This is a genomic window from Streptococcus oralis (genome assembly GCF_003944215.1).
Classification (GTDB): domain Bacteria; phylum Bacillota; class Bacilli; order Lactobacillales; family Streptococcaceae; genus Streptococcus; species Streptococcus oralis_BI.
The window spans coordinates 82949-102159 of record NZ_RJVZ01000007.1; the positions used below are offsets into that span (position 1 = coordinate 82949).

The following is a 19211-nucleotide window of genomic DNA, read 5'->3' on the forward strand; positions in this document are numbered from 1 at the left end:
TAAATATGTTACATTTACAATTCATCAAAAATAATCAACAAATAGAAAATCGACTTCTTATGAATGATGATGTCCATGACTTTGACCTACTTCCAACTCCTCAATTTTTCGCTTATGGGTTTGGTGACTTGCTAGGTTTGCATCAACTTCAATGGTAACATTTTGAAAACCATAATCTTTGAGTAAATTACGAATGGATTCTTTACAATACTCCATATGTTCAATCTCTTCTAGGCAAACATGGACAATGGCGTCATTTTCCAAACCATCCATGGACCAAATACTGAGTTGATTAACACTTTTAACATTAGCTAGCGCTGCTAACTCTTTCTCTAGCTCGGCGGTCTCGATCCCTTCAGGCACAGCATCTAAGAAAATCTTGAGTATTGACCAAAAACGAGGAATGGCTTTCCAAAGGATAAAACTAGAAATCAAAAGAGACAAGAGTGGATCGAGAAAGTACCAGTCAGTCACATACAAAACACCAGCAACCAGAATAACCGCTAGCCAACCCAGAATATCTTCTAAAAAATGCAAGGTCAGGATAGCTTCGTTCTTGGTCTGACTCTTACGAACGATTAGACTAGCCAAGAGATTGATAAGAATCGCAATAACTCCCAACCACAGCATCCCTTGGTAGTTGACAGGCTGAGGGGATAGGAGACGAGGAATATTCTCCAAGAGCACCATGAAAGATCCTGTCAAAAGGATCAAGGCAGTCAGCATGGCGCCTAGCAGACTGAAGCGTTTATAACCAAGTGTATAACGTTTGTCTTCCTGACGATTGGAAATAGTTTCCAAGCAAGCTGATAAGCCTATGGCAAGGGCATCGCCCAAATCATGAACCGCATCCGCTAATACCGCACTTGAATTGAAGATACCCCCAAAAATAAATTCGACAATAGAAAATGATAGATTCAAGAAAAAAGCTAGCCAGATAGATGTTTTAGAACTCATTTCTCTCCCTCCTTTGGTATAATAGATATATATACTTCTTTCATTTGTATTATCTAATAAAATCCAAAGAAAGGATAGAAGCAAACTGTCAGCCATGTTCAGTTCTGAACAGTTTGTCTCAAGTGTCTATATGCCAAAAAGAGACCGTCGAGTCAGTAAGACTAAAAGAGCCATCTATCAAGCTTTTCTACAAGTTTTGAACGACAAGGGCTATGATGCTACTACTGTCCAAGATATCATTGACTTGGCAGATGTTGGGCGTTCTACTTTTTACTGTCACTATGAAAGCAAGGAACTGCTTTTAGATGAACTCTGTCGCTACCTCTTTCATCATCTCTTTGAAAGGGAAGGACACTTTACTACCGAGGACTACCTCGCACATATTTTTTTGCATTTTCAAAAAAATCAAGACCATGTCACCAGTCTTCTTTTTTCCAAAAACGACTACTTCCTCCGCCAACTACACAAGGAGCTCGAACACCACGTCTATCCCATGGTGGCGGATGATTTGCAAGAGTCCTATCCAAACATTCCGGCTTCCTACCTCAAACATTTTGTAGTAACAAACTTTATCGAAACACTGACCTGGTGGCTAAAAAAAGGAAAATCTTATACTGAAGACCAAGTAGTGAAATTTTACTTAGATGTGATTGAGATGACTTCTACAAAATCACTCGAAATTTAATCCTATCACGAAGAAAGGAATCAACTATGTTAAATTCTATTATCCTAGGAATTCTAACGATTGTATTGGCTCTTATTTTCTCCCTCCTTCATCTCGCGGCAGCTTTCGCAGCCATGAAAGAAAAGAACTACAGTCTGGGAAACACGTGCATCTTGGTCGGCAGTTGTCTCACTTCACTAGCTCTTGCTATCTTTTTCTTCGTTCCACTAGCAACGATCATCTTATGGATAGTGGGCTCTAGCATCATCTGCTACGGTGCTTACTGGAATGGGCGACAGCAAGAAAGTCAACATATATCGCACCACATTATAAGGGGCACACTAGCAGCTTTGATTGCTCTCTTGTTTATCTTACTCTAACACTAAAAATCCCATCTCGAACTTTAGACGAGATGGGATTTTGTTTACTGAAGAAAGTGGCTCCTCCTGACTTTCCTCTCCATTTATTTCTTCAACAAACCTTGTTCTTGTAAAAACTCCTTGGCTACTTGTTCTGCTGACTTGCCTTCGACACCAACTTGGTAGTTGAGCTGGCTCATCTGACTTTCCGTAATTTTACCAGCCAATTTATTGAGAACTGTCTCCAACTCAGGATGTTTCTTGAGAAGAGCTTCTTTCATGAGTGGCGCTCCTTGATAAGGTGGGAAGAGTTGCTTGTCATCTTCCAAGACCTGTAAATCATAACGTGCCAACTCTGCATCTGTCGAATAGGCATCCGTGATTTGAATATCGCCTGACTGAATTGCCTGATAGCGAAGAGCAGGCTCCATGGTCGCTACGTTGAGATTGAGACCATACATTGATTGCAAGCCCTTATTTCCATCTTCACGGTCATTAAATTCGAGAGTAAAGCCTGCCTTCAACTGTCCTTCCACTTTTTTCAAGTCCGAAATGGTCTTCAAGCCATATTCTTGAGCAATTTTTTTCGGAACAGCTACAGCGTAGGTATTTTGATAAGACATAGGTTTGAGATAGGCTAGATGATCCTGTTTGGCAATACCATCACGCGCCACCTGATAAACCTGATCCGGCTCATGACCTACCTTGGGTGATGGCTGAAGCAAACTTTCAGTCACTGTACCAGTAAATTCAGGATAGATATCAATATCCCCTTTTTTCAGAGCTTCATAGAGGAAGCTTGTTTTCCCAAAATTCGGCTTAACAGTCGCAGTCATACTGGTATTTTCTTCAATCAACAATTTATACATATTAGCCAAAATTTCGGGTTCTGGTCCCAATTTCCCAGCAATCACCAAGTTTTCTTTCTCTTTTTGAGCTAGTAATGCTGGACTATAAGACAGACCCAGCAATATGGTCACCAAGGCAAAACCAGAGAAAATCGTTCTCAATTTTGCTTTTTCCATCACTTTTAGTAGGAAGTTAAAGGCAATGGCAAGCACTGCAGAAGAAAGGGCGCCAATCAAAATCAGACTGGTATTATTACGGTCAATTCCCAAAAGGATGAAGGAACCCAGCCCCCCTGCCCCAATCAAGGCTGCCAAGGTCGCCGTACCGATAATCAAGACAGCCGCTGTCCGAATTCCAGACATAATGACGGGCATGGCAAGTGGAATTTCAAACTTCTTGAGACGCTCCCACCTGGTCATCCCAAAAGCAATCCCAGCCTCTTGTAGACTTGGATCAATTCCCTTCAGTCCAGTAATAGTATTTTGTAAAATCGGGAAAATCGCATAAATCACTAGTGCTGTCAAAGCAGGCAAGGTTCCAATTCCCATCAAGGGGATAAAGAGTCCTAACAAGGCCAGAGACGGGATAGTCTGGAAAATCCCTGCAATCTGCAAGACCCAGTCCGCCAACTTCTCATGATAGCGAAGATAAACAGCCAAGGGAATCGCAATAAAAACAGCTAGTAATAAGGTCAAAAGCGACAACTGCAAATGTTGAGATAGAGCTGTTACCCAATCACCAAAACGATCCTGAAAAGTTGATATCAAATTAGTCATGAACACTACCTCCAAACAAGTCTGCTACAAAGTCTGTTGCAGGAGCCTTTAATATCGTCTCAGGATTCGCCACCTGACGAATCTCTCCATCCTGCAAGACAGCAATACGGTCACCTAATTTCAAAGCTTCATCCGTATCATGGGTCACAAAAATCGTTGTCATCCCAAATTCTTTATGCAATTCTTTCGTCAGAACCTGTAGCTGTTTTCTCGAAATAGCATCCAAGGCTGAAAAAGGCTCATCCATGAGGAGAATCTTAGGCTGACCAATCATGGCACGAACAATACCAACCCGTTGCTGTTCTCCACCAGATAATTCACTAGGAAGTCGATTCCCATAGTCAGCTACTGGTAAACCAACCTTAGCCAAAAGCTCTTCTGTTTTCGTCGCTATTTCTTCCTTACTCCACCCCTTCATCTCCGGAATGAGGGCAATATTTTCCGCAACCGTTAGATTGGGAAAAAGAGCAATGGCCTGTAAAACATAACCAGTAGAAAGACGAAGTTCACGCTCATCATAGTCCTTGATGCGCTTACCATCCATGTATATATTTCCATCAGTTGGTTCCAAAAGACGGTTAATCATCTTAATCATGGTCGTCTTACCAGACCCAGAAGGCCCAACTAAAACCATGAACTCTCCATTCTCGATTCGTAAATTAACATCTCTCAAAACATCTTTTTCTGTATAGCGTAGCGCTACATTTTTATATTCAATCATTCTTTGTCCTCAATTTAAAACTTCCCTCGATTAGTCAAGTCTTCTACCTTAGGCATAACTTCCTTATTATCCCAATGCTCCACAATTTTCCCATTTTCTAGACGGAAGATATCATACTGGGCATAGGCAACTCCATCAATCTGAGTCTGCCCATAGCTAACCACATAGTTTCCTTGTCCCAAAAGCTGGAAAACAAAGTCGAAAGTAACACCATGTTCAGCCACATAATTTTTATAGGCCTGACTTCCTTGTCCAATCTCATGATTATGCTGAATCAAATCTTCTACCACAAAGTCACTCCACTGCTCCAGTTCCCCATTTTGGAAAATTTCTGTCAAGAAACGGCGAACCAACTTTTTATTTTCTGCTGTCTTATCCAAAACTGTGATTTCAAAATCACCAAAAATCTGATCTAATTGGCCGTTTTCAGGTGTTCGATAGTAGTCAATAACATCCCAATGTTCTACGATACGACCATTCTCATCCGCACGGAAAGTATCCGTCGTCACCCATTGCGCTTCTCCGCCATTGAGATATTGGTGAACATGGACAAAGACCAGATTGCCATCCTCAATAGTGCGAACAATCTTCATCTCACGCTCGGGATAGCGCTCAAAGAAATTTGCAAAGAAAGCCGCAAACCCTTCTTTCCCATCTGGCACACCTGTCGAGTGTTGAATGTAGGTATCTCCTACAGACTGAGCTTGAGCCTCAGCAACTCGTCCGTCTTGAATGGCATGAATGTATAGATTTTGTGCATTTTCAACTTGTTTTGACATGATTTATGCCTCATTTACTTTCTCTTTCAGATTAGCCAAAATTCTTTCTTGAAAAACTTCAAATTGACGAACTTCTTCCTCAGTGAATCCTTTATAAAAAATTGCATCCAATTTTTGACTAACACGACGGCCAACTTCTTTCTGGGACAAACCTTGCTCTGTCAACTTGACATATTTCTTTCTCTTATCTATTCCACATGGGCTAATGATGACCAGGTTTTGCTCCTCAAGCTTCTTTATCATGGTTGTCAACGTATTATTAGCAAGCCCAGTCGCAAGCGCAATATCTGTCGCAGTTGCACAGCCCGTCTTACTATTCCATAAAACCGCTAAAATCTTTCCCTGCTCACTCCGATAAAGAGAGTCAGGGTCTTGTCTCAGTAACTTTTGAAAAATCCGCCCATTCAACAAACGAATATGATGGGCTACCAAATGACAATATTTCATGAAACCTCCAATTTATTTCTATATCGATACGAATAAAAAATATTATAATACTTATTATTCCAATTGTCAACTATTTCGACTTAGAACTAATTTTTCTCAGTAAAAAATCTCCTACTCAAGGTAGAAGATTTCAATCTTATAAACTTAATCCGTCATGTCTGATACCAAAGTTCGACGCTCCAATGGAATACTGCACATAACTAACAAGAAAATGAAACCTGACTGAATCCAGAAAAGGGCCAAGTCAAAGATTCCATGCACAGCAACCACTGTAAGGAAAGATAGATAAAGACCGATAATTGGACGTTTCCCCGACTCCTGACTCATATCCATCATCAAACGAACAGGAGCAACAGAAGACAAAGCTAATAAAATGGTTCCCACAATTCCGTAACTCAGAATCGTATCAATATAAAGGCTGTGAGCATGTTCATGATAAGGAGCATTTATCCGAGGATAAGAGTGCATATAGGTCAATGGCCCCTCCCCCCAAAAAGGATTTTGCTTAAACAAGGCCATCCCAGCATCCCAGATAGAAATGCGTTCTTCCATAGAAGAATCTAAAGTTCCCATCCGAACTCCCAAATCACTAGAAAAAAGGAAACTCAAGCCAATCGCAAAGACCCCAATACTAAGCCAAAAGGCCTTCCAGTTTTTAATGGTCGTAAAGAGATAAATGATGGCTCCAGCGATAATAGCAGGAAAGGCTGTTCTATTTTGCGTGAAATTTAAACCAAAAAGATTTACAAAACCTGCTAGCACACAAAAGACTTTCAACCATCTTAGCTTCGTCGTTGTAAAGAGATAAAAGGCAATCATGATACAGAAGCAACAAATGATCCCATAGTAGTTAGGATTAAAGAAGGTGACCTCTGCACGGTTTTGGTGCCATACTTGCATATTTGGTGAAAGAAAGGCATAGTTAAATTTCTTTACAATTTGGAAATGCTCCAAAGTAGCAAAAGCGGCAGAGACAACACTACCAAACAAAACCGTCTGGAGTATCAGTCGAAAGAAAGCATGCGTCAGACGCTTCTGGTAAAAACTAAAGAAAATAAGAAATAGGAGCATCAGGAAAGATGCTGCTAGACCAAGCCAGTTCTTGGCGACGATGGAAATGACACTACTGTAGGCAATAAAAAAGAGAAGTACAGGATGTTTGGCTAATCCTTTGATAATTCCCTTCATCTCCCCAGTAACAAGTAAACCTATCAAATATAAAGCAAAGAGTGATAAGAACAAATAAAAAGGTAAAAAGATACTCATGATCATCAGATACAAAAAGAAATCTTTTTTCGAAAGCCCTCTTATCTTATCCAGTAATCCAATTGATTTCAAAACGGATCCTTTCTGTTCTGGATTTCTCCAGAAGATAAATGCTAAACTATCTTTATATTCTACCATTTTTTCCGTCATTTGGGAACAATGAACACGTTTTCGCCACAAAAAAAATCTTTCATTAATATGGCACTAGAACTGAATGTTTCTACCGTTTTCCACTACTTGATAGGTCTGACTTTGCAAATCAATTTCTGCTACTGCTGTTACGGACTTGTCTTTATTTTGACGTTTGATTACAATGCTGTGAGCTGTTGGTGTTTCAATGTCAATAGTCCCTTCTAGGTCAAAGGCCTCTGACCGATTACGGAAAGAAAATAGATTGAGAAGGGACTTCACCACAGGACGTTGAACTTCTTCTGCTATTTCCTCATTGCTATAGTAATGACGATTAATATTTCGACCTTCTTTGGTTTCTTCTAATAATTTCAAGTCATTTTTTCCTGCTAATAGACCCACATAGTAAACCTGAGGAATGCCTGGCGCAAAAGCTTGAATCAAACGAGCGAGGAAGTACTTGACATCATCATCTCCAAGTGCAGAATAGTAGGTTGAATTGATTTGGTAGATATCTAGATTGTTATACTCTGCACTAGAGTACTTACGTTTGACATTCGCTCCAACCTTATAGAGCTCATTTGAAGCATAGTCAATTTCCTCATCGGTCAGGATATCCTTGACATCTACCACTCCAATCCCATCATGGGTATCTAGTGTCGTAAATTGCTTCATCGGGCTCATCTTTAACCACTTAGCTAAGCGCTCTGTTCTGGAACTGTAAAGAGTATAAAGGGTCACCATTGGAAGGGCAAAATCGTAAACATAGTAATCATGATCCGCTATTTTAAACTGAATCGAATAGTGTTCATGAATCTCAGGTAAGAGCTCTGCACCGTATTCAGCTCCTATATCCCGGACCTTATCCAATAAGTCCCAAATATCTGGTTCCACAAAGAAATCATTGGTATCCAATTTCTTCACCGCATAAGCAAAAGCATCTAGGCGAATCAAATCACACCCGTTACTTGCTAGATGTTGAATCGTCTTACGGATGAAGCTCATCGTTACTTCTTTGGTCACATCAAGATCAATCTGCTCCTCACCAAAGGTATTCCACAAATGTTCTACTGAACCGTCTGCAAAAACGATCTCTTGCTTTGGTGCACGATCCTTACGCTTGTAAATTAAATCTACATCAGCTTGTGTCGGACGGTTCTCTGGCCAAAACTTATCCCAGTTTAAAAAGAGATCTTTAAATTCACTGGCTTCATGTTTTTCTTGATAGTCCTTATAGTACTTAGATTGACGAGAAATATGGTTAATCATAAAGTCAAACATAAGATAATATTTCTCACCTAAACGCTTAACATCCTCCCAATTACCAAACGCTGGATCCACTTCATCATAGTCAACTGGTGCAAATCCACGATCACCTGTTGACGGGAAAAATGGTAGAAGGTGAACTCCCCCAATAGCATCGCCAAAATGTTCTTCCAAATTCTCATACAAGTCTTTAAGGTTATTTCCAAGACTATCTGAGTAAGTAATCAACATAGTTTTATTTTGAATGGTCATAGATGTTCTCCTTTTTCTGATGAAAGCCAAGTCTTATATGACCTGGCTTCGTAAATGAAAGATATTTTTAGATTTTTGTTCAGTACTAATATAGACTGCAATCAACTAAATACGACTTTCTTGTTTTCTACATAGAATTGTCAATAAGCTGAACCGTTCGTCTATGTATGAAATTATAAATCCCCTAAGCACTTTCTTACTTCACTGCCCCGTTACTCATTCCTGAAATGATATGTTTCTGGAAGATGAGGTAGACAATGGTTATCGTTACAATTCCCACAATATAGGATGCAAAACTTGGGCCATAGTCATTGAAGTACTGACCTTGGTAGTTGTATTGGAAGAGAGGCAAAGTCCACATCTTGGAATCCTTATTCAGAATCAACAGTGGCAACATAAAGTCATTCCAGAACCAGAGAGCATTGATAATCAAAGTTGTCGCATGCATGGGTTTCAGCATTGGAAAAATGATTCGACGATAAATTGTAAAACGATCAGCCCCATCAATTTCCGCAGCTTCATCCAAACTATCTGGTACACTGATTTTTATATAACCAACATACAAGAAGAGAGTCTGTGGAATAGCATAAGTTAGATAGAGTATTACTAGCCCCCACATATTTGCCAAACCGAGTTTACTCATCATAACTGTGATGGGAATCATAATCACCTGAAATGGAACAAATATCCCTAAGATCAAGAGCGAATACATAATTGCAAAAACTTTTTTCTTGGACATATTTCGAGCAATAGAATAAGCTGCAGCTGGTATAAAGAAAGCCACTACAATCAATGATAACACCGTAATAACAGCTGAATTCCAGAAATAGCCTCCAATTCCATCCGAAATCAATCGTTCATAATTACTCAACGTAAAAGGATTGGGCAAACTAAAGAAATGATTCATGATATCCTTAGTTGTCTTGAAAGAACTAAATACCGTTACCAACAAAGGAACAAGTATAAGAATACCACCGACTATCAAGAGGACATATTTCCAAAACTGATTCAATTTTTCTTCTTTTTTCATGTGTAGGACTCCTCTATTAGATTTCAAATTTCTTTGATAGCTTGATTTGGATCAGAGAAACAATTCCAATAATTAAGAATAAAATCAAGGCAATTGCATTCGCATATCCATATTGATTACTCTTGAAAGCATAGTTGTAGACTAAAAGTCCAAGAGACGTTGTAGCATTATTTGGCCCACCACTCGTCAAGGCAAAAATTTGGTCAAAGGCTGTCAAACCGGACTTAAGAGCCAGAATAAAAACCATAGAAATCGTTGGCAGCAAATAGGGTAATTCAATCTTCCAAAAGGTTTGTTTACTTGTTGCACCATCAATTGATGCCGCCTCCAAAATATCATTTGGAATACTCTGAAGACCAGCAAGAAAGAGAATGATTGGCATAGCTACTCCTTGCCATAGAAGAACAAAAATAGTTGCCACTACCGCTCCGACAGGTGTTCCTAATAGGCTCTCTTGTAAAAAACCAATCCCTAAAATTCTTCCAATCGTTGGAAGCCCATAGTTGAAAAATTGTTTAAAAATCAAGGAAACTGTCAAACCAGACAAAACAGCCGGGAAAAAGAACCAAGCTCTAAAGAAGGTCTGCCCCTTCATCTTAGAATTTAAGGCTCGTGCCACAACCATCCCAATCGTAATCTCTCCAATAATCAATGCCAGAGTTAAAATCAAAGTAAAGGCTATGGCTGTGAAGAATTTCCCATCAATCATCAGCAATTTGTAGTTATTCAAACCAACAAATTTATAATTATAGGTCAATCCAGTCCAGTTAGTCAAACTATAGAAAGCACCTTGTACCATTGGAAAGTAAAAGAAGATAGCTTGTAAAGCAAGCGGGATGAGCAAAAATGTCCAACCCCAGTATTTATTTAAAAATTTTCGAATAGCCATATCATCTTAACTCCTATTCTAGTCCAAATCTGCCTTCATTGGATTAAAGAAAGCATTGAGATTGTTTGCCATATTTTTCAGATTTTTATCCATCAGGTAACCTGCACTTAGATTAAAAAAGTCTTCTTCAGAGTTCCAGCGTTGGCCCAACCAAACATAATGTTTGTCCGTAAAAGCCAGTTTAGAAATAGCTGCAAGCGCTGAATCTTCTTTTTCCTGTATGCCTTTCACCGCAACTGGTGATCCATCTACATCATAGTATGACTGCATAGCTTTTGGACTAGTCATATAGCTGATAAATTCTTCGGTTTCTTTCGGATGTTTGGTAGTAGCTGAAGTTGATAATGCCATGTCCCCTGCACCAACAGTAACTTCTTTTCCTACTTCTTCTCCAGGAAAGGCGAACATCCCCACCTCAAATTTTGGATCCTGTTGATTAATTGCCGCTAATGCCCATGATCCTTGTGGCATCATCAAGGCTTTTTCACTCGAAAATGCTACCACCGCATCATTATAAGAGGCACCACGCCAACCATCTTGAGCATTATCTGCTAATAAATCGAGTCGTTCTGCATCTGCTTTTAAAATAGCATCATCTGCAGAGATTGCGTTTGGTTTTGAAAAGCGAAGATAGTTATTAGCCGCGTCTCCACTACCCGTAAGGGTAATGAGAGAAAGTTGGTGGTAACCATTTAATGTCCAGCCTTCATTGCCTGCAACCGCAAACGGAGAATTTCCACTATCTTTTATCTTTTTAACAATCTCTTGAAACTCTTTAAAAGTCTTCGGTTCCTCAAGCCCTAATTCTTTAAACTTCATTTTATTGTAATAGATTCCATAAAGGTTGGCCGTTAAAGGCACACTATAAACTTTATTATTAATCGCATACTTTTCAGCATAGTCATTCTTGATGTTCTCAAGATAGGGTTTTCCTGTCATATCTGCAAAATAGCCTGCCTTCGCCCACTCCTGAAAATCCATATTTTGAGGATAGATATTAATAATATCTGGAACATCTCCTGATAAAATACGAGTCTTTAGCACAATTCCAGCTGAAGGTACTGTAGTCAGCTTCACATCAATATTAGGATGTTCCTTTTCAAAATCATCCACTATCCTTTGCAAGGTATCTGCCATCTCGGTCTTCTGGTTAAAAAACTCAATCGTTACCTTGCCATCAGTTGATTGATTGTTCTGACCACAAGCCACTAGGCCTAGTAAACTTGCCCCAGCTACTAAAAGAAAACCTGCTTTCTTATACCATTTCATTGGAATGCCTCCTTGATAAATTTATACGCTTTTATTATAGTCTCTTGAATTTATACTGTCTACTCAAAAAATCTCCTGGTGATAAGGTAACAGTTAAACCTGCATACATGAGTTCTGCACCCAAGTAAACAATGTTTGTCCCTTCCAGCTCATAAAGTCCTTCTTCTTCTAAGTCTTTCAGTTTCAAGGTGGTTTCCATTGTTTCCACAACTGATAAGACTCGGACATAGGTTACAATCGTTTGATCTTCATAGTTAAATTGAACTGCTGCTTCATTGGATTCAGCATCGGGATTGATTAACCTATACTGGTTTCCCAACTGGACTACTGGCCGTAATTCCTTATACAAGTTCACCTGATTAGCAATCTCAGCCTTCTCTTCATCTGATAAACTTGTCAAATCAAGCTCATAGCCCAGATTTCCCATCATTGCCACATGACCACGAGTTTCCAATGGTGTCATTCGTACCATCTGATGATTCGGTACAGCTGACACATGAGCTCCCATGGAAATGGTTGGATAGAGATAGGATGAGCCGTATTGAATTGGTAAACGTGCAATGGCATCAGTATTATCACTAGCCCAGACTTGTGGGAAATAGCGCATCATACCAAGATCATTTCTGCCACCACCACCAGAGCAGGACTCAAAGAGAATATGGCTGTGCTTCTCTGTTAGATAAGAAACAAGTTCATAAAGTCCCAGCATGTACTGATGAGATTGCATCTGAGTTTCCAGATAAGCTGAACCATTCCCTAAGTTAGTGATATTGCGGTTCATATCCCATTTGATGTAGTCAATTTTATGATGAGAGAGGAGTTCATCTAAAACATTTTTCAAATATTCTACTACCTGTGGATTGGCAAGATTAAGTACTAATTGATTTCTAGAATAGGTATGCTCATATCCTGGAACCTGAATAGCCCAGTCAGGATGTTTACGATACAAATCACTATCAACAGAAATCATTTCAAGTTCTAACCAAAGTCCAAACTGCAAACCTCTTTCATGGATAGCTGAAATCAGACTTTCTAGGCTTCCACCCAGTTTTTTCTCATTAACAACCCAATCACCTAAAGCACGATTATCATCAAAGCGATTACCAAACCACCCATCATCTAATACAAAAAGTTCAATTCCAACTTTCTTAGCCTCATCTGCCAACTCTAACAGTTTTTCTCTCTGAAAGTCAAAGTAAGTTGCTTCCCAGTTATTGATTAGAATTGGACGTTCTTTTTTAGAAAACTGACTTGGCATAATGTGCTTAAGTACAAAATTTTGACTTTCATGGCTAATACCAGTTAATCCTTGATCTGAAAAGGTCACTAAAGCTACCGGTGTTTCAAAATTTTCCTCAGGATTTAACTTCCAAGAAAAGTTTTCCGGGTTAATGCCAATAGCCACCCGAACTTCATTCAATTGATTCTTTTGAACAAAAGCTTCAAAGTTTCCACTATACAGTAATTGCAGAGCACACACATTCCCAGCATCCTCTGTGACTCCTTGATCACATAATAGAAGAGCTGGTGTTTGAGCATGACCAGAAGCACCACGGTTCGAACTAATTGAAAAGATTCCTTGTTCTACCTGTTGACGTCGGACAGTCTTTTCACGAGCATAAGCTCCCTGTAAAGTCACTATTTCGTAAGCTGCGGCAGGAAAATCAGCCATAAAAGAAAAGTCCTTGTGGATGACAACTTCCTGATTACTATTATTTTCCAATTTACTGTAGCTAGCAATTGTCGCATCATTATCAAAAGCAGTATAATACAAAGTCAGACTAAGTTGAGCCTTAGAATCTTTTAAAATCAAGGCAAGCGTCTCTGTAGCATCCATGCTGTGAGGAGAAGGTAAGCCCTGTGGACCATTCTGACCTTTTAAAATCTTTGCTTCTACAAATCGAAAGTCTGTTACTTCAGTTGCATCATGCTGAACCTGTAAGGTTGGTCTTCTGAAATCACCTAAGCCATGTTGTCCAAAAATCTGACGTTGCGTATCCAAACTAAATGCTCGATTAGTAGCTATAGGATTAGCTGAAAAAGCATGATCGCGTTCATAAACACTATTGACACCTCTATAGTTCTTAATAGTCTTTCCTAAATGTTTTAATAATAAGAACCCATCCCTATTTTCAATAATCAAACTTAGACCTTTACTCTCAACGTAAAATAGATTATTCTCTATTCGAACTCCCATATATTTCACCTCTTCGATTTCTTGATAAAATTTTATCACATAAAAGCGCTTTCTAAAATAGAGAAATGTCTACAAAGTATGGTAAAATGTTAGGTAGGAGGTGGCATATGCTCGTTTTTTCAGAATACCAGACTGGAACAATTGATCTTTCTCTTAGCTTTTACGGTTATGAAGAATGTACGCCTAACTACTCTTTTGGCCCAGCTATTCGAGATACCTATGTACTACATTACATTACTAAAGGAAAAGGTCAATTCCATTATAAAGGTAAAATTGTTGATTTAAAGGCAGGAGATTTCTTTTTACTAAAACCAGATGAATTAACCTTTTATAAAGCAGATAGCCAGGATCCTTGGGCTTACTACTGGTTGGGGATTACTGGAGGGAGGGCACCTGACTATTTTGCTCTCTCTCAAATTTCTGACCAATCCTATCTCATCCAATCAGAAAGCTGTCATACACAGACAACTGCAAACCTCATCGATAGTATTGTCCGTTTCGCTCAGATAACAAAATCAAACGAACTAGCACAACTCCATATCATGGGGCAACTCCATGAACTAATGTTTCATCTAGGAACTATTGCTCCCAATCAGAAAAAAGAGAATATTTCATCAACCCACCAACTCTATCTTGACTGCAAACGATTGATAGATAGTCACTACCCTCAATCACTCACAATTCAAGATTTAGCAAAAGAGCTATCGGTTCATAGAAGTTACTTAACTAGTGTGTTTAAAGAATTTCACCAACTCTCTCCAAAAGAATATTTGCTTTTCGTTCGAATGAATCGTGCGCAACAGTTACTAGAACATACCAACGAAACGATCAAAGTCATTGCATACTCCGTGGGTTTTTCAGATCCACTACATTTCTCAAAAGCCTACAAACAGTTTTTTCATAAAACACCGAGTCAAACTCGAAAAGAACTCTCCCACTCCCTCTTAGCTAGAAAGGAAAATCAATGAAATCACACCAACTAGTCTACCAAATATTAGCTAGAGAAAACGACTATGTTAGCGGAGAAAAAATTGCAGAAGAACTGTCGTTAAGTCGTACATCCATATGGAAGGCAATTCAACGCCTACAACAAGAAGGACTTGTGATTGACAGTATTAAAAATAGAGGATATAAGCTCATTCAAGGCGATTTGATCCTACCTGATTTGATTCAAGAGAAAACCAACTTAATCATTCTCTACAAGCCTGAAACAAAATCTACTCAAACAGATGCAAAAGAAGGTATTGAAGGTGGAAGCCAGGGAAATAGTCTCTATCTTTCCACATATCAAACAGCAGGTCGTGGTCGCTTTCAACGCCCTTACTACTCTCCTGCTCAGGGAGGTATTTATATGTCATTACATATTCAGCCAAATCTCACCTATGACCAGCTTCCTGCCTACACATTACTTACAGCAGGTGCCATTTACAAAGCTATTAAAAACCTCACCTTGATTGACGTGGGTATCAAATGGGTAAATGATATCTACTTTAAAAATAAAAAAATAGCAGGTATCCTCACCGAAGCCATGACGTCCGTGGAAACAGGCCTAGTAACAGACGTCATTATCGGCGTTGGAATCAACTTTGCCATCAGCGATTTTCCCAAAGAGATAAAAGAAAAAGCTGGAAGTCTCTTTACACCACCAGCTCCTATCACACGAAACGAACTAATCTCAGAAATTTGGCGTTGTTTCTACCAAACAGCACCCGAAGAACTACTCTATCTTTATAAAGAACACTCTCTTGTTCTAGGAAGAGAGGTCAGTTTTATCCAAGATCGGACTGAAAAAAAAGGAGTCGCCAAGGACATCTCCGACAAAGGACAACTCCTTATCCAGCTTGATGACCAGACAGAAATCTGGCTCAATAGTGGTGAAATCTCACTCACTAGCTGGACTTAACAAACAGCACTATATGATGTCTAGAATCTCATCTAGCAAGCATATAGTGCTTTTTGAATGTTGAAAGAAACCGATATATAAATAGCTCGCTTCCTATCAACACTTTACAGGTGGATAGCTTTTGAGACATTCTTTTTATATGTCATGCTATGTGCCAAAGAAGCTACATAGCAGTGATTTTCGTATCCAAGCATAACCAATGGCAGTGCAAAAACTTTAATAGCATATAAAAGCAACCAAAACATAAAGACTTCAGCTTTTATATTCACCAAATTTTTACTAAACATCTCGTACAAGAACCATGCATTTAAAGCCATATTGAAGAGACTTGCTAACGTTGCTGAGACTATATTGGTTTTCAATTTTGGATGATAACATTTAGCCACATATAAGGCCAATATTGAAATATTATAAAGGCAAATCGGTTGATAATTTTCTCTATAAATAACCAGCGTCTTACGATTATAGAACGGGAAACCATGAGGTCCACGATGATATTCATTGATCCAGATATGGCTAAGACCTCTAATCGCATTCCAATCTACAAATAAATCAATTTTTCTTAGATAAATCCCAGTTTTATGGATTAAACACTTCCATTTGAACATGAAAGATAGAAGAAAAGTAAGGAGCAAAACCGCAACTGTAACAACCTTCAACTCCTCTTGTCCGATAGTCAAAGATAGGTTAAAAAAGCGAATTTGCGCTTTTTTTGCATCTAAGATCATTGAAATCACAGTTAGAAATACTACAAAGATAAATAGTATAAATCTATAAAAAATACTATGAAATTTTACTCCATTTTTCATATTGATTATCCCCCAGCCACTTGAAGTCCCTAACCCTAGTATATCACTAAATCTAGTCTATTTATGATTTTTCTAGTATGAAAGTTACTGAAACAGCATTAGATAATAGAGCTCTATAATTCTGTAGTGAGTAAAACCACTATGGAAATTATGTAGCCTAGAAAAAAGTCCCATAAGATCTGTAATGAAAAGCGACCAAACCATCATTAGAAAGAATCATATGGAACAATTACATTTTATCACAAACCTACTAGACATTAAAGACCCTAACATCAAGAGTGTAGATATTATCAATATGGATACCCACAAGGAGATTATCGCTAAACTGGATTATGAGGCTCCATCTTGTCCTGATTGCAAGTCAAATGAAGAAATATGACTTTCAAAAACCGTCTAAGATTCCTTACCCTGAAACGACTAACATGCCTACTAGAATTCTCCTTAAAAAACGCCGTTTAAAGTGCTATCATTGCTCAAAAACTAGTTGAAAAAACTTCTATGACCGATATCGCTCACCAGCTTTCCATTTCAACTTCAACTGTCATTCACAAGCTCAATGACTTTCACTTTAAGCATGATTTTAACCGACTTCCTGAGATTATGTCCTGGGACGTTGAAACAGTCAGGGGAGTGACTGTTTCAATCGGGAGATGAAGATGAGTTTCATTGCGCAAGATTTTGACAAGCTTAATATCATCACTGTTCTTGAAGGCAGGACACAAGCTGTTATCCGAAATCAGTTTCTTCGATACGATAGAGCTGTTCGTTGTCAGGTGAAAATCATTACTATGGATATGTTTAGTCCCTACTATGACTTGGCTAAACAGCTTTTTCCATGTGCTAAAATCGTTCTAGATCGCTTTCACATTGTACAACATCTTAGCCGTGCTATGAGCCGTATTCGTGTCCAAATGATGAATCAATTCGATAGAAAATCCCATGAATACAAGGCTATCAAACGTTACTGGAAGCTCATTCAACAAGATAGCCGTAAACTCAGCGATAAGAGATTTTATCGCCCTACTTTTCGTATGCACTTAACGAATAGAGAAATTCTAGACAAGCTTTTGAGCTATTCAGAAGACTTGAAACACCACTATAAGCTCTACCATCTCTTGCTTTTTCACTTTCAGAATAAGGAGCCGGAGAAATTTTTCGGACTTATTGAGGACAATCTAAAGCAGGTTCATCCTCTTTTTCAGACTGTCTTTAAAACCTTTCTCAAGGACAAAGAGAAAATTGTCAACGCCCTTCAACTACCCTATTCTAACGTCAAATTGGAAGCAACTAATAATCTCATCAAACTCATCAAACGAAATGCCTTTGGTTTTCGAAACTTTGAAAACTTCAAAAAAAGGATTTTCATCACTCTCAACATCAAAAAAGAAAGGACGAAATTCGTCCTTTCTCGATCTTAGCTGACTTCGACCCACTACAGTTGACAAAGAGCCAAAAAAAGGAGAGTGCCAATGTGGCTCTCTCCAGAATATAACTTTTTACCAACCCACTAGAGTTGATAAAGATTCTCAAATTATATCACGGAGAATGGGGGATTCGAACCCCCGCGCCAGTTACCCGACCTAACGATTTAGCAAACCGTCCTCTTCAGCCTCTTGAGTAATTCTCCAAAATATTAATTAATAAGTTTATACGAACTCCCCATACTCACGTCACAGCACTCTGTATACGGAGAATGGGGGATTCGAACCCCCGCGCCAGTTACCCGACCTAACGATTTAGCAAACCGTCCTCTTCAGCCTCTTGAGTAATTCTCCTACTTTAATGGGCACGAGTGGACTCGAACCACCGACCTCACGCTTATCAGGCGTGCGCTCTAACCACCTGAGCTACGCGCCCAAGTCAAAAACTTGGTAATTTGAACAAAGTTCAAAGCGGGTGACGAGAATCGAACTCGCGACAACAGCTTGGAAGGCTGTAGTTTTACCACTAAACTACACCCGCATAACTATTATAAAATGGCGCGAGACGGAATCGAACCGCCGACACATGGAGCTTCAATCCATTGCTCTACCAACTGAGCTACCGAGCCAAATTGCGGGAGCAGGATTTGAACCTACGACCTTCGGGTTATGAGCCCGACGAGCTACCGAGCTGCTCCATCCCGCGTTAATAATAAAAGGAGGATGTGGGATTCGAACCCACGCACGCTTTTACACGCCTGACGGTTTTCAAGACCGTTCCCTTCAGCCAGACTTGGGTAATCCTCCAAAATATACAATGGACCTTGTAGGACTTGAACCTACGACCACTCGGTTATGAGCCGAGAGCTCTAACCAGCTGAGCTAAAGGTCCAACAAGATCTTTATAGCGGCGAAGGGGATCGAACCCCCGACCTCCCGGGTATGAACCGGACGCTCTAGCCAGCTGAGCTACACCGCCATCAATCGGGAAGACAGGATTCGAACCTGCGACACCTTGGTCCCAAACCAAGTACTCTACCAAGCTGAGCTACTTCCCGAGTTAAATAGAAAAAATGCACCCTAGAGGATTCGAACCTCTAACCGCCTGATTCGTAGTCAGGTACTCTATCCAGTTGAGCTAAGGGTGCTCATTATTATATGCCGAGGACCGGGATCGAACCGGTACGATCGTTTCCAATCGCAGGATTTTAAGTCCTGTGCGTCTGCC

General features: G+C 39.4%; 16 protein-coding genes, 11 tRNA genes and 1 pseudogene. 5 read left to right on the plus strand and 23 right to left on the minus strand.

All coding sequences use genetic code 11. From position 1 onward, the window contains the following. Nucleotides 1-57: 57 nt before the first annotated feature. A complete protein-coding gene (locus D8804_RS05515) occupies nucleotides 58-957 on the minus strand; it encodes a cation diffusion facilitator family transporter (protein WP_125399084.1) in 900 nt (299 codons plus the stop codon). A 130-nt stretch (nucleotides 958-1087) separates the two neighbouring features. On the opposite strand from D8804_RS05515, the gene D8804_RS05520 reads away from it, so the two are divergent. Together D8804_RS05520 and D8804_RS05525 are read left to right on the plus strand one after the other, a co-directional pair. Continuing rightward, a complete protein-coding gene (locus tag D8804_RS05520; RefSeq protein WP_084947193.1) occupies nucleotides 1088-1642 on the plus strand; it encodes a TetR/AcrR family transcriptional regulator in 555 nt (184 codons plus the stop codon). Nucleotides 1643-1668: 26 nt separating this feature from the next. Then, complete coding sequence (locus D8804_RS05525) at nucleotides 1669-2001, plus strand: glucuronide permease (protein WP_125399085.1); 333 nt, start codon at nucleotides 1669-1671, stop codon at nucleotides 1999-2001. Between the two features lie 83 nt (nucleotides 2002-2084). On the opposite strand, the gene D8804_RS05530 is transcribed toward D8804_RS05525, so the two are convergent. From D8804_RS05530 to D8804_RS05575, 10 genes are all read right to left on the minus strand, one after another. Further along, a complete protein-coding gene (locus D8804_RS05530) occupies nucleotides 2085-3605 on the minus strand; it encodes an ABC transporter permease/substrate-binding protein (protein WP_125399086.1) in 1521 nt (506 codons plus the stop codon). After that, complete coding sequence (locus tag D8804_RS05535) at nucleotides 3598-4326, minus strand: ATP-binding cassette domain-containing protein (RefSeq protein WP_125399087.1); 729 nt, start codon at nucleotides 4324-4326, stop codon at nucleotides 3598-3600. Before D8804_RS05535 ends, D8804_RS05530 begins: the two co-directional genes overlap by 8 nt. A 14-nt stretch (nucleotides 4327-4340) precedes the next feature. Further along, the gene (locus D8804_RS05540; protein WP_125399088.1) at nucleotides 4341-5105 is read right to left on the minus strand and encodes a nuclear transport factor 2 family protein; all 765 of its coding nucleotides are present in this window, start codon (nucleotides 5103-5105) and stop codon (nucleotides 4341-4343) included. 3 nt (nucleotides 5106-5108) lie between these two features. After that, nucleotides 5109-5552, minus strand: coding sequence for a MarR family winged helix-turn-helix transcriptional regulator (locus D8804_RS05545; RefSeq protein ID WP_125399089.1), 444 nt, complete (start codon nucleotides 5550-5552; stop codon nucleotides 5109-5111). A 144-nt stretch (nucleotides 5553-5696) separates the two neighbouring features. Continuing rightward, entirely contained in the window at nucleotides 5697-6890 is a 1194-nt protein-coding gene (locus D8804_RS05550; protein ID WP_038805734.1) for an O-antigen ligase family protein, read from the minus strand. Between the two features lie 132 nt (nucleotides 6891-7022). Then, on the minus strand, nucleotides 7023-8465 hold the full coding sequence (gtfA, locus tag D8804_RS05555; RefSeq protein WP_125399090.1) for a sucrose phosphorylase: 1443 nt from the start codon (nucleotides 8463-8465) through the stop codon (nucleotides 7023-7025). Nucleotides 8466-8661: 196 nt separating this feature from the next. After that, nucleotides 8662-9495, minus strand: a complete 834-nt coding sequence (locus D8804_RS05560) for a carbohydrate ABC transporter permease (protein WP_125399091.1) — start codon at nucleotides 9493-9495, stop codon at nucleotides 8662-8664. A gap of 16 nt (nucleotides 9496-9511) precedes the next feature. Then, nucleotides 9512-10384, minus strand: coding sequence for a carbohydrate ABC transporter permease (locus D8804_RS05565; RefSeq protein ID WP_084975704.1), 873 nt, complete (start codon nucleotides 10382-10384; stop codon nucleotides 9512-9514). A gap of 18 nt (nucleotides 10385-10402) precedes the next feature. Next, the gene (locus D8804_RS05570; protein WP_125399092.1) at nucleotides 10403-11653 is read right to left on the minus strand and encodes an extracellular solute-binding protein; all 1251 of its coding nucleotides are present in this window, start codon (nucleotides 11651-11653) and stop codon (nucleotides 10403-10405) included. A 34-nt stretch (nucleotides 11654-11687) separates the two neighbouring features. Beyond that, nucleotides 11688-13850, minus strand: coding sequence for an alpha-galactosidase (locus tag D8804_RS05575; RefSeq protein ID WP_125399093.1), 2163 nt, complete (start codon nucleotides 13848-13850; stop codon nucleotides 11688-11690). Nucleotides 13851-13957: 107 nt separating this feature from the next. On the opposite strand from D8804_RS05575, the gene D8804_RS05580 reads away from it, so the two are divergent. Both D8804_RS05580 and birA read left to right on the plus strand, forming a co-directional pair. Further along, nucleotides 13958-14818, plus strand: a complete 861-nt coding sequence (locus D8804_RS05580) for an AraC family transcriptional regulator (RefSeq protein WP_125399094.1) — start codon at nucleotides 13958-13960, stop codon at nucleotides 14816-14818. Further along, on the plus strand, nucleotides 14815-15753 hold the full coding sequence (gene birA / locus D8804_RS05585) for a bifunctional biotin--[acetyl-CoA-carboxylase] ligase/biotin operon repressor BirA (RefSeq protein WP_125399095.1): 939 nt from the start codon (nucleotides 14815-14817) through the stop codon (nucleotides 15751-15753). Before D8804_RS05580 ends, birA begins: the two co-directional genes overlap by 4 nt. Before the next feature lie 104 nt (nucleotides 15754-15857). On the opposite strand, the gene D8804_RS05590 is transcribed toward birA, so the two are convergent. Continuing rightward, on the minus strand, nucleotides 15858-16562 hold the full coding sequence (locus D8804_RS05590) for a hypothetical protein (RefSeq protein WP_125399096.1): 705 nt from the start codon (nucleotides 16560-16562) through the stop codon (nucleotides 15858-15860). Nucleotides 16563-16782: 220 nt separating this feature from the next. Between D8804_RS05590 and D8804_RS05595 the strand changes: the two are divergent. Continuing rightward, nucleotides 16783-17980: pseudogene (locus D8804_RS05595) on the plus strand (ISL3 family transposase). A 121-nt stretch (nucleotides 17981-18101) separates the two neighbouring features. Here the strand turns inward: D8804_RS05595 and D8804_RS05600 are convergent. The 11 genes from D8804_RS05600 to D8804_RS05650 all read right to left on the minus strand — a co-directional run bounded on the left by D8804_RS05600 (nucleotide 18102) and on the right by D8804_RS05650 (nucleotide 19131). Beyond that, a tRNA-Ser gene (locus D8804_RS05600) sits at nucleotides 18102-18189 on the minus strand. Between the two features lie 60 nt (nucleotides 18190-18249). Continuing rightward, nucleotides 18250-18337 (minus strand) — tRNA-Ser (locus tag D8804_RS05605). Between the two features lie 8 nt (nucleotides 18338-18345). Beyond that, nucleotides 18346-18419 (minus strand) — tRNA-Ile (locus D8804_RS05610). Between the two features lie 34 nt (nucleotides 18420-18453). Further along, nucleotides 18454-18524, minus strand: a tRNA-Gly gene (locus D8804_RS05615). 15 nt (nucleotides 18525-18539) lie between these two features. Beyond that, nucleotides 18540-18612, minus strand: a tRNA-Phe gene (locus D8804_RS05620). A 3-nt stretch (nucleotides 18613-18615) separates the two neighbouring features. Beyond that, nucleotides 18616-18689: transfer RNA gene (locus tag D8804_RS05625), tRNA-Met, on the minus strand. An 11-nt stretch (nucleotides 18690-18700) separates the two neighbouring features. Next, nucleotides 18701-18790 (minus strand) — tRNA-Ser (locus D8804_RS05630). 11 nt (nucleotides 18791-18801) lie between these two features. After that, nucleotides 18802-18875: transfer RNA gene (locus D8804_RS05635), tRNA-Ile, on the minus strand. Nucleotides 18876-18888: 13 nt separating this feature from the next. Beyond that, nucleotides 18889-18962, minus strand: a tRNA-Met gene (locus tag D8804_RS05640). 5 nt (nucleotides 18963-18967) lie between these two features. Beyond that, a tRNA-Pro gene (locus tag D8804_RS05645) sits at nucleotides 18968-19041 on the minus strand. A 16-nt stretch (nucleotides 19042-19057) separates the two neighbouring features. Next, nucleotides 19058-19131, minus strand: a tRNA-Arg gene (locus D8804_RS05650). Nucleotides 19132-19211 lie beyond the last annotated feature (80 nt).

Coding starts and splice junctions, on each gene's coding strand:
- D8804_RS05515 (WP_125399084.1), bottom strand. CDS start 957: ATGAGTTCTAAAACATCTATCTGGCTAGCTTTTTTCTTGAATCTATCA.
- D8804_RS05520 (WP_084947193.1), top strand. CDS start 1,088: ATGCCAAAAAGAGACCGTCGAGTCAGTAAGACTAAAAGAGCCATCTAT.
- D8804_RS05525 (WP_125399085.1), top strand. CDS start 1,669: ATGTTAAATTCTATTATCCTAGGAATTCTAACGATTGTATTGGCTCTT.
- D8804_RS05530 (WP_125399086.1), bottom strand. CDS start 3,605: ATGACTAATTTGATATCAACTTTTCAGGATCGTTTTGGTGATTGGGTA.
- D8804_RS05535 (WP_125399087.1), bottom strand. CDS start 4,326: ATGATTGAATATAAAAATGTAGCGCTACGCTATACAGAAAAAGATGTT.
- D8804_RS05540 (WP_125399088.1), bottom strand. CDS start 5,105: ATGTCAAAACAAGTTGAAAATGCACAAAATCTATACATTCATGCCATT.
- D8804_RS05545 (WP_125399089.1), bottom strand. CDS start 5,552: ATGAAATATTGTCATTTGGTAGCCCATCATATTCGTTTGTTGAATGGG.
- gtfA (WP_125399090.1), bottom strand. CDS start 8,465: ATGACCATTCAAAATAAAACTATGTTGATTACTTACTCAGATAGTCTT.
- D8804_RS05560 (WP_125399091.1), bottom strand. CDS start 9,495: ATGAAAAAAGAAGAAAAATTGAATCAGTTTTGGAAATATGTCCTCTTG.
- D8804_RS05565 (WP_084975704.1), bottom strand. CDS start 10,384: ATGGCTATTCGAAAATTTTTAAATAAATACTGGGGTTGGACATTTTTG.
- D8804_RS05570 (WP_125399092.1), bottom strand. CDS start 11,653: ATGAAATGGTATAAGAAAGCAGGTTTTCTTTTAGTAGCTGGGGCAAGT.
- D8804_RS05575 (WP_125399093.1), bottom strand. CDS start 13,850: ATGGGAGTTCGAATAGAGAATAATCTATTTTACGTTGAGAGTAAAGGT.
- D8804_RS05580 (WP_125399094.1), top strand. CDS start 13,958: ATGCTCGTTTTTTCAGAATACCAGACTGGAACAATTGATCTTTCTCTT.
- birA (WP_125399095.1), top strand. CDS start 14,815: ATGAAATCACACCAACTAGTCTACCAAATATTAGCTAGAGAAAACGAC.
- D8804_RS05590 (WP_125399096.1), bottom strand. CDS start 16,562: ATGAAAAATGGAGTAAAATTTCATAGTATTTTTTATAGATTTATACTA.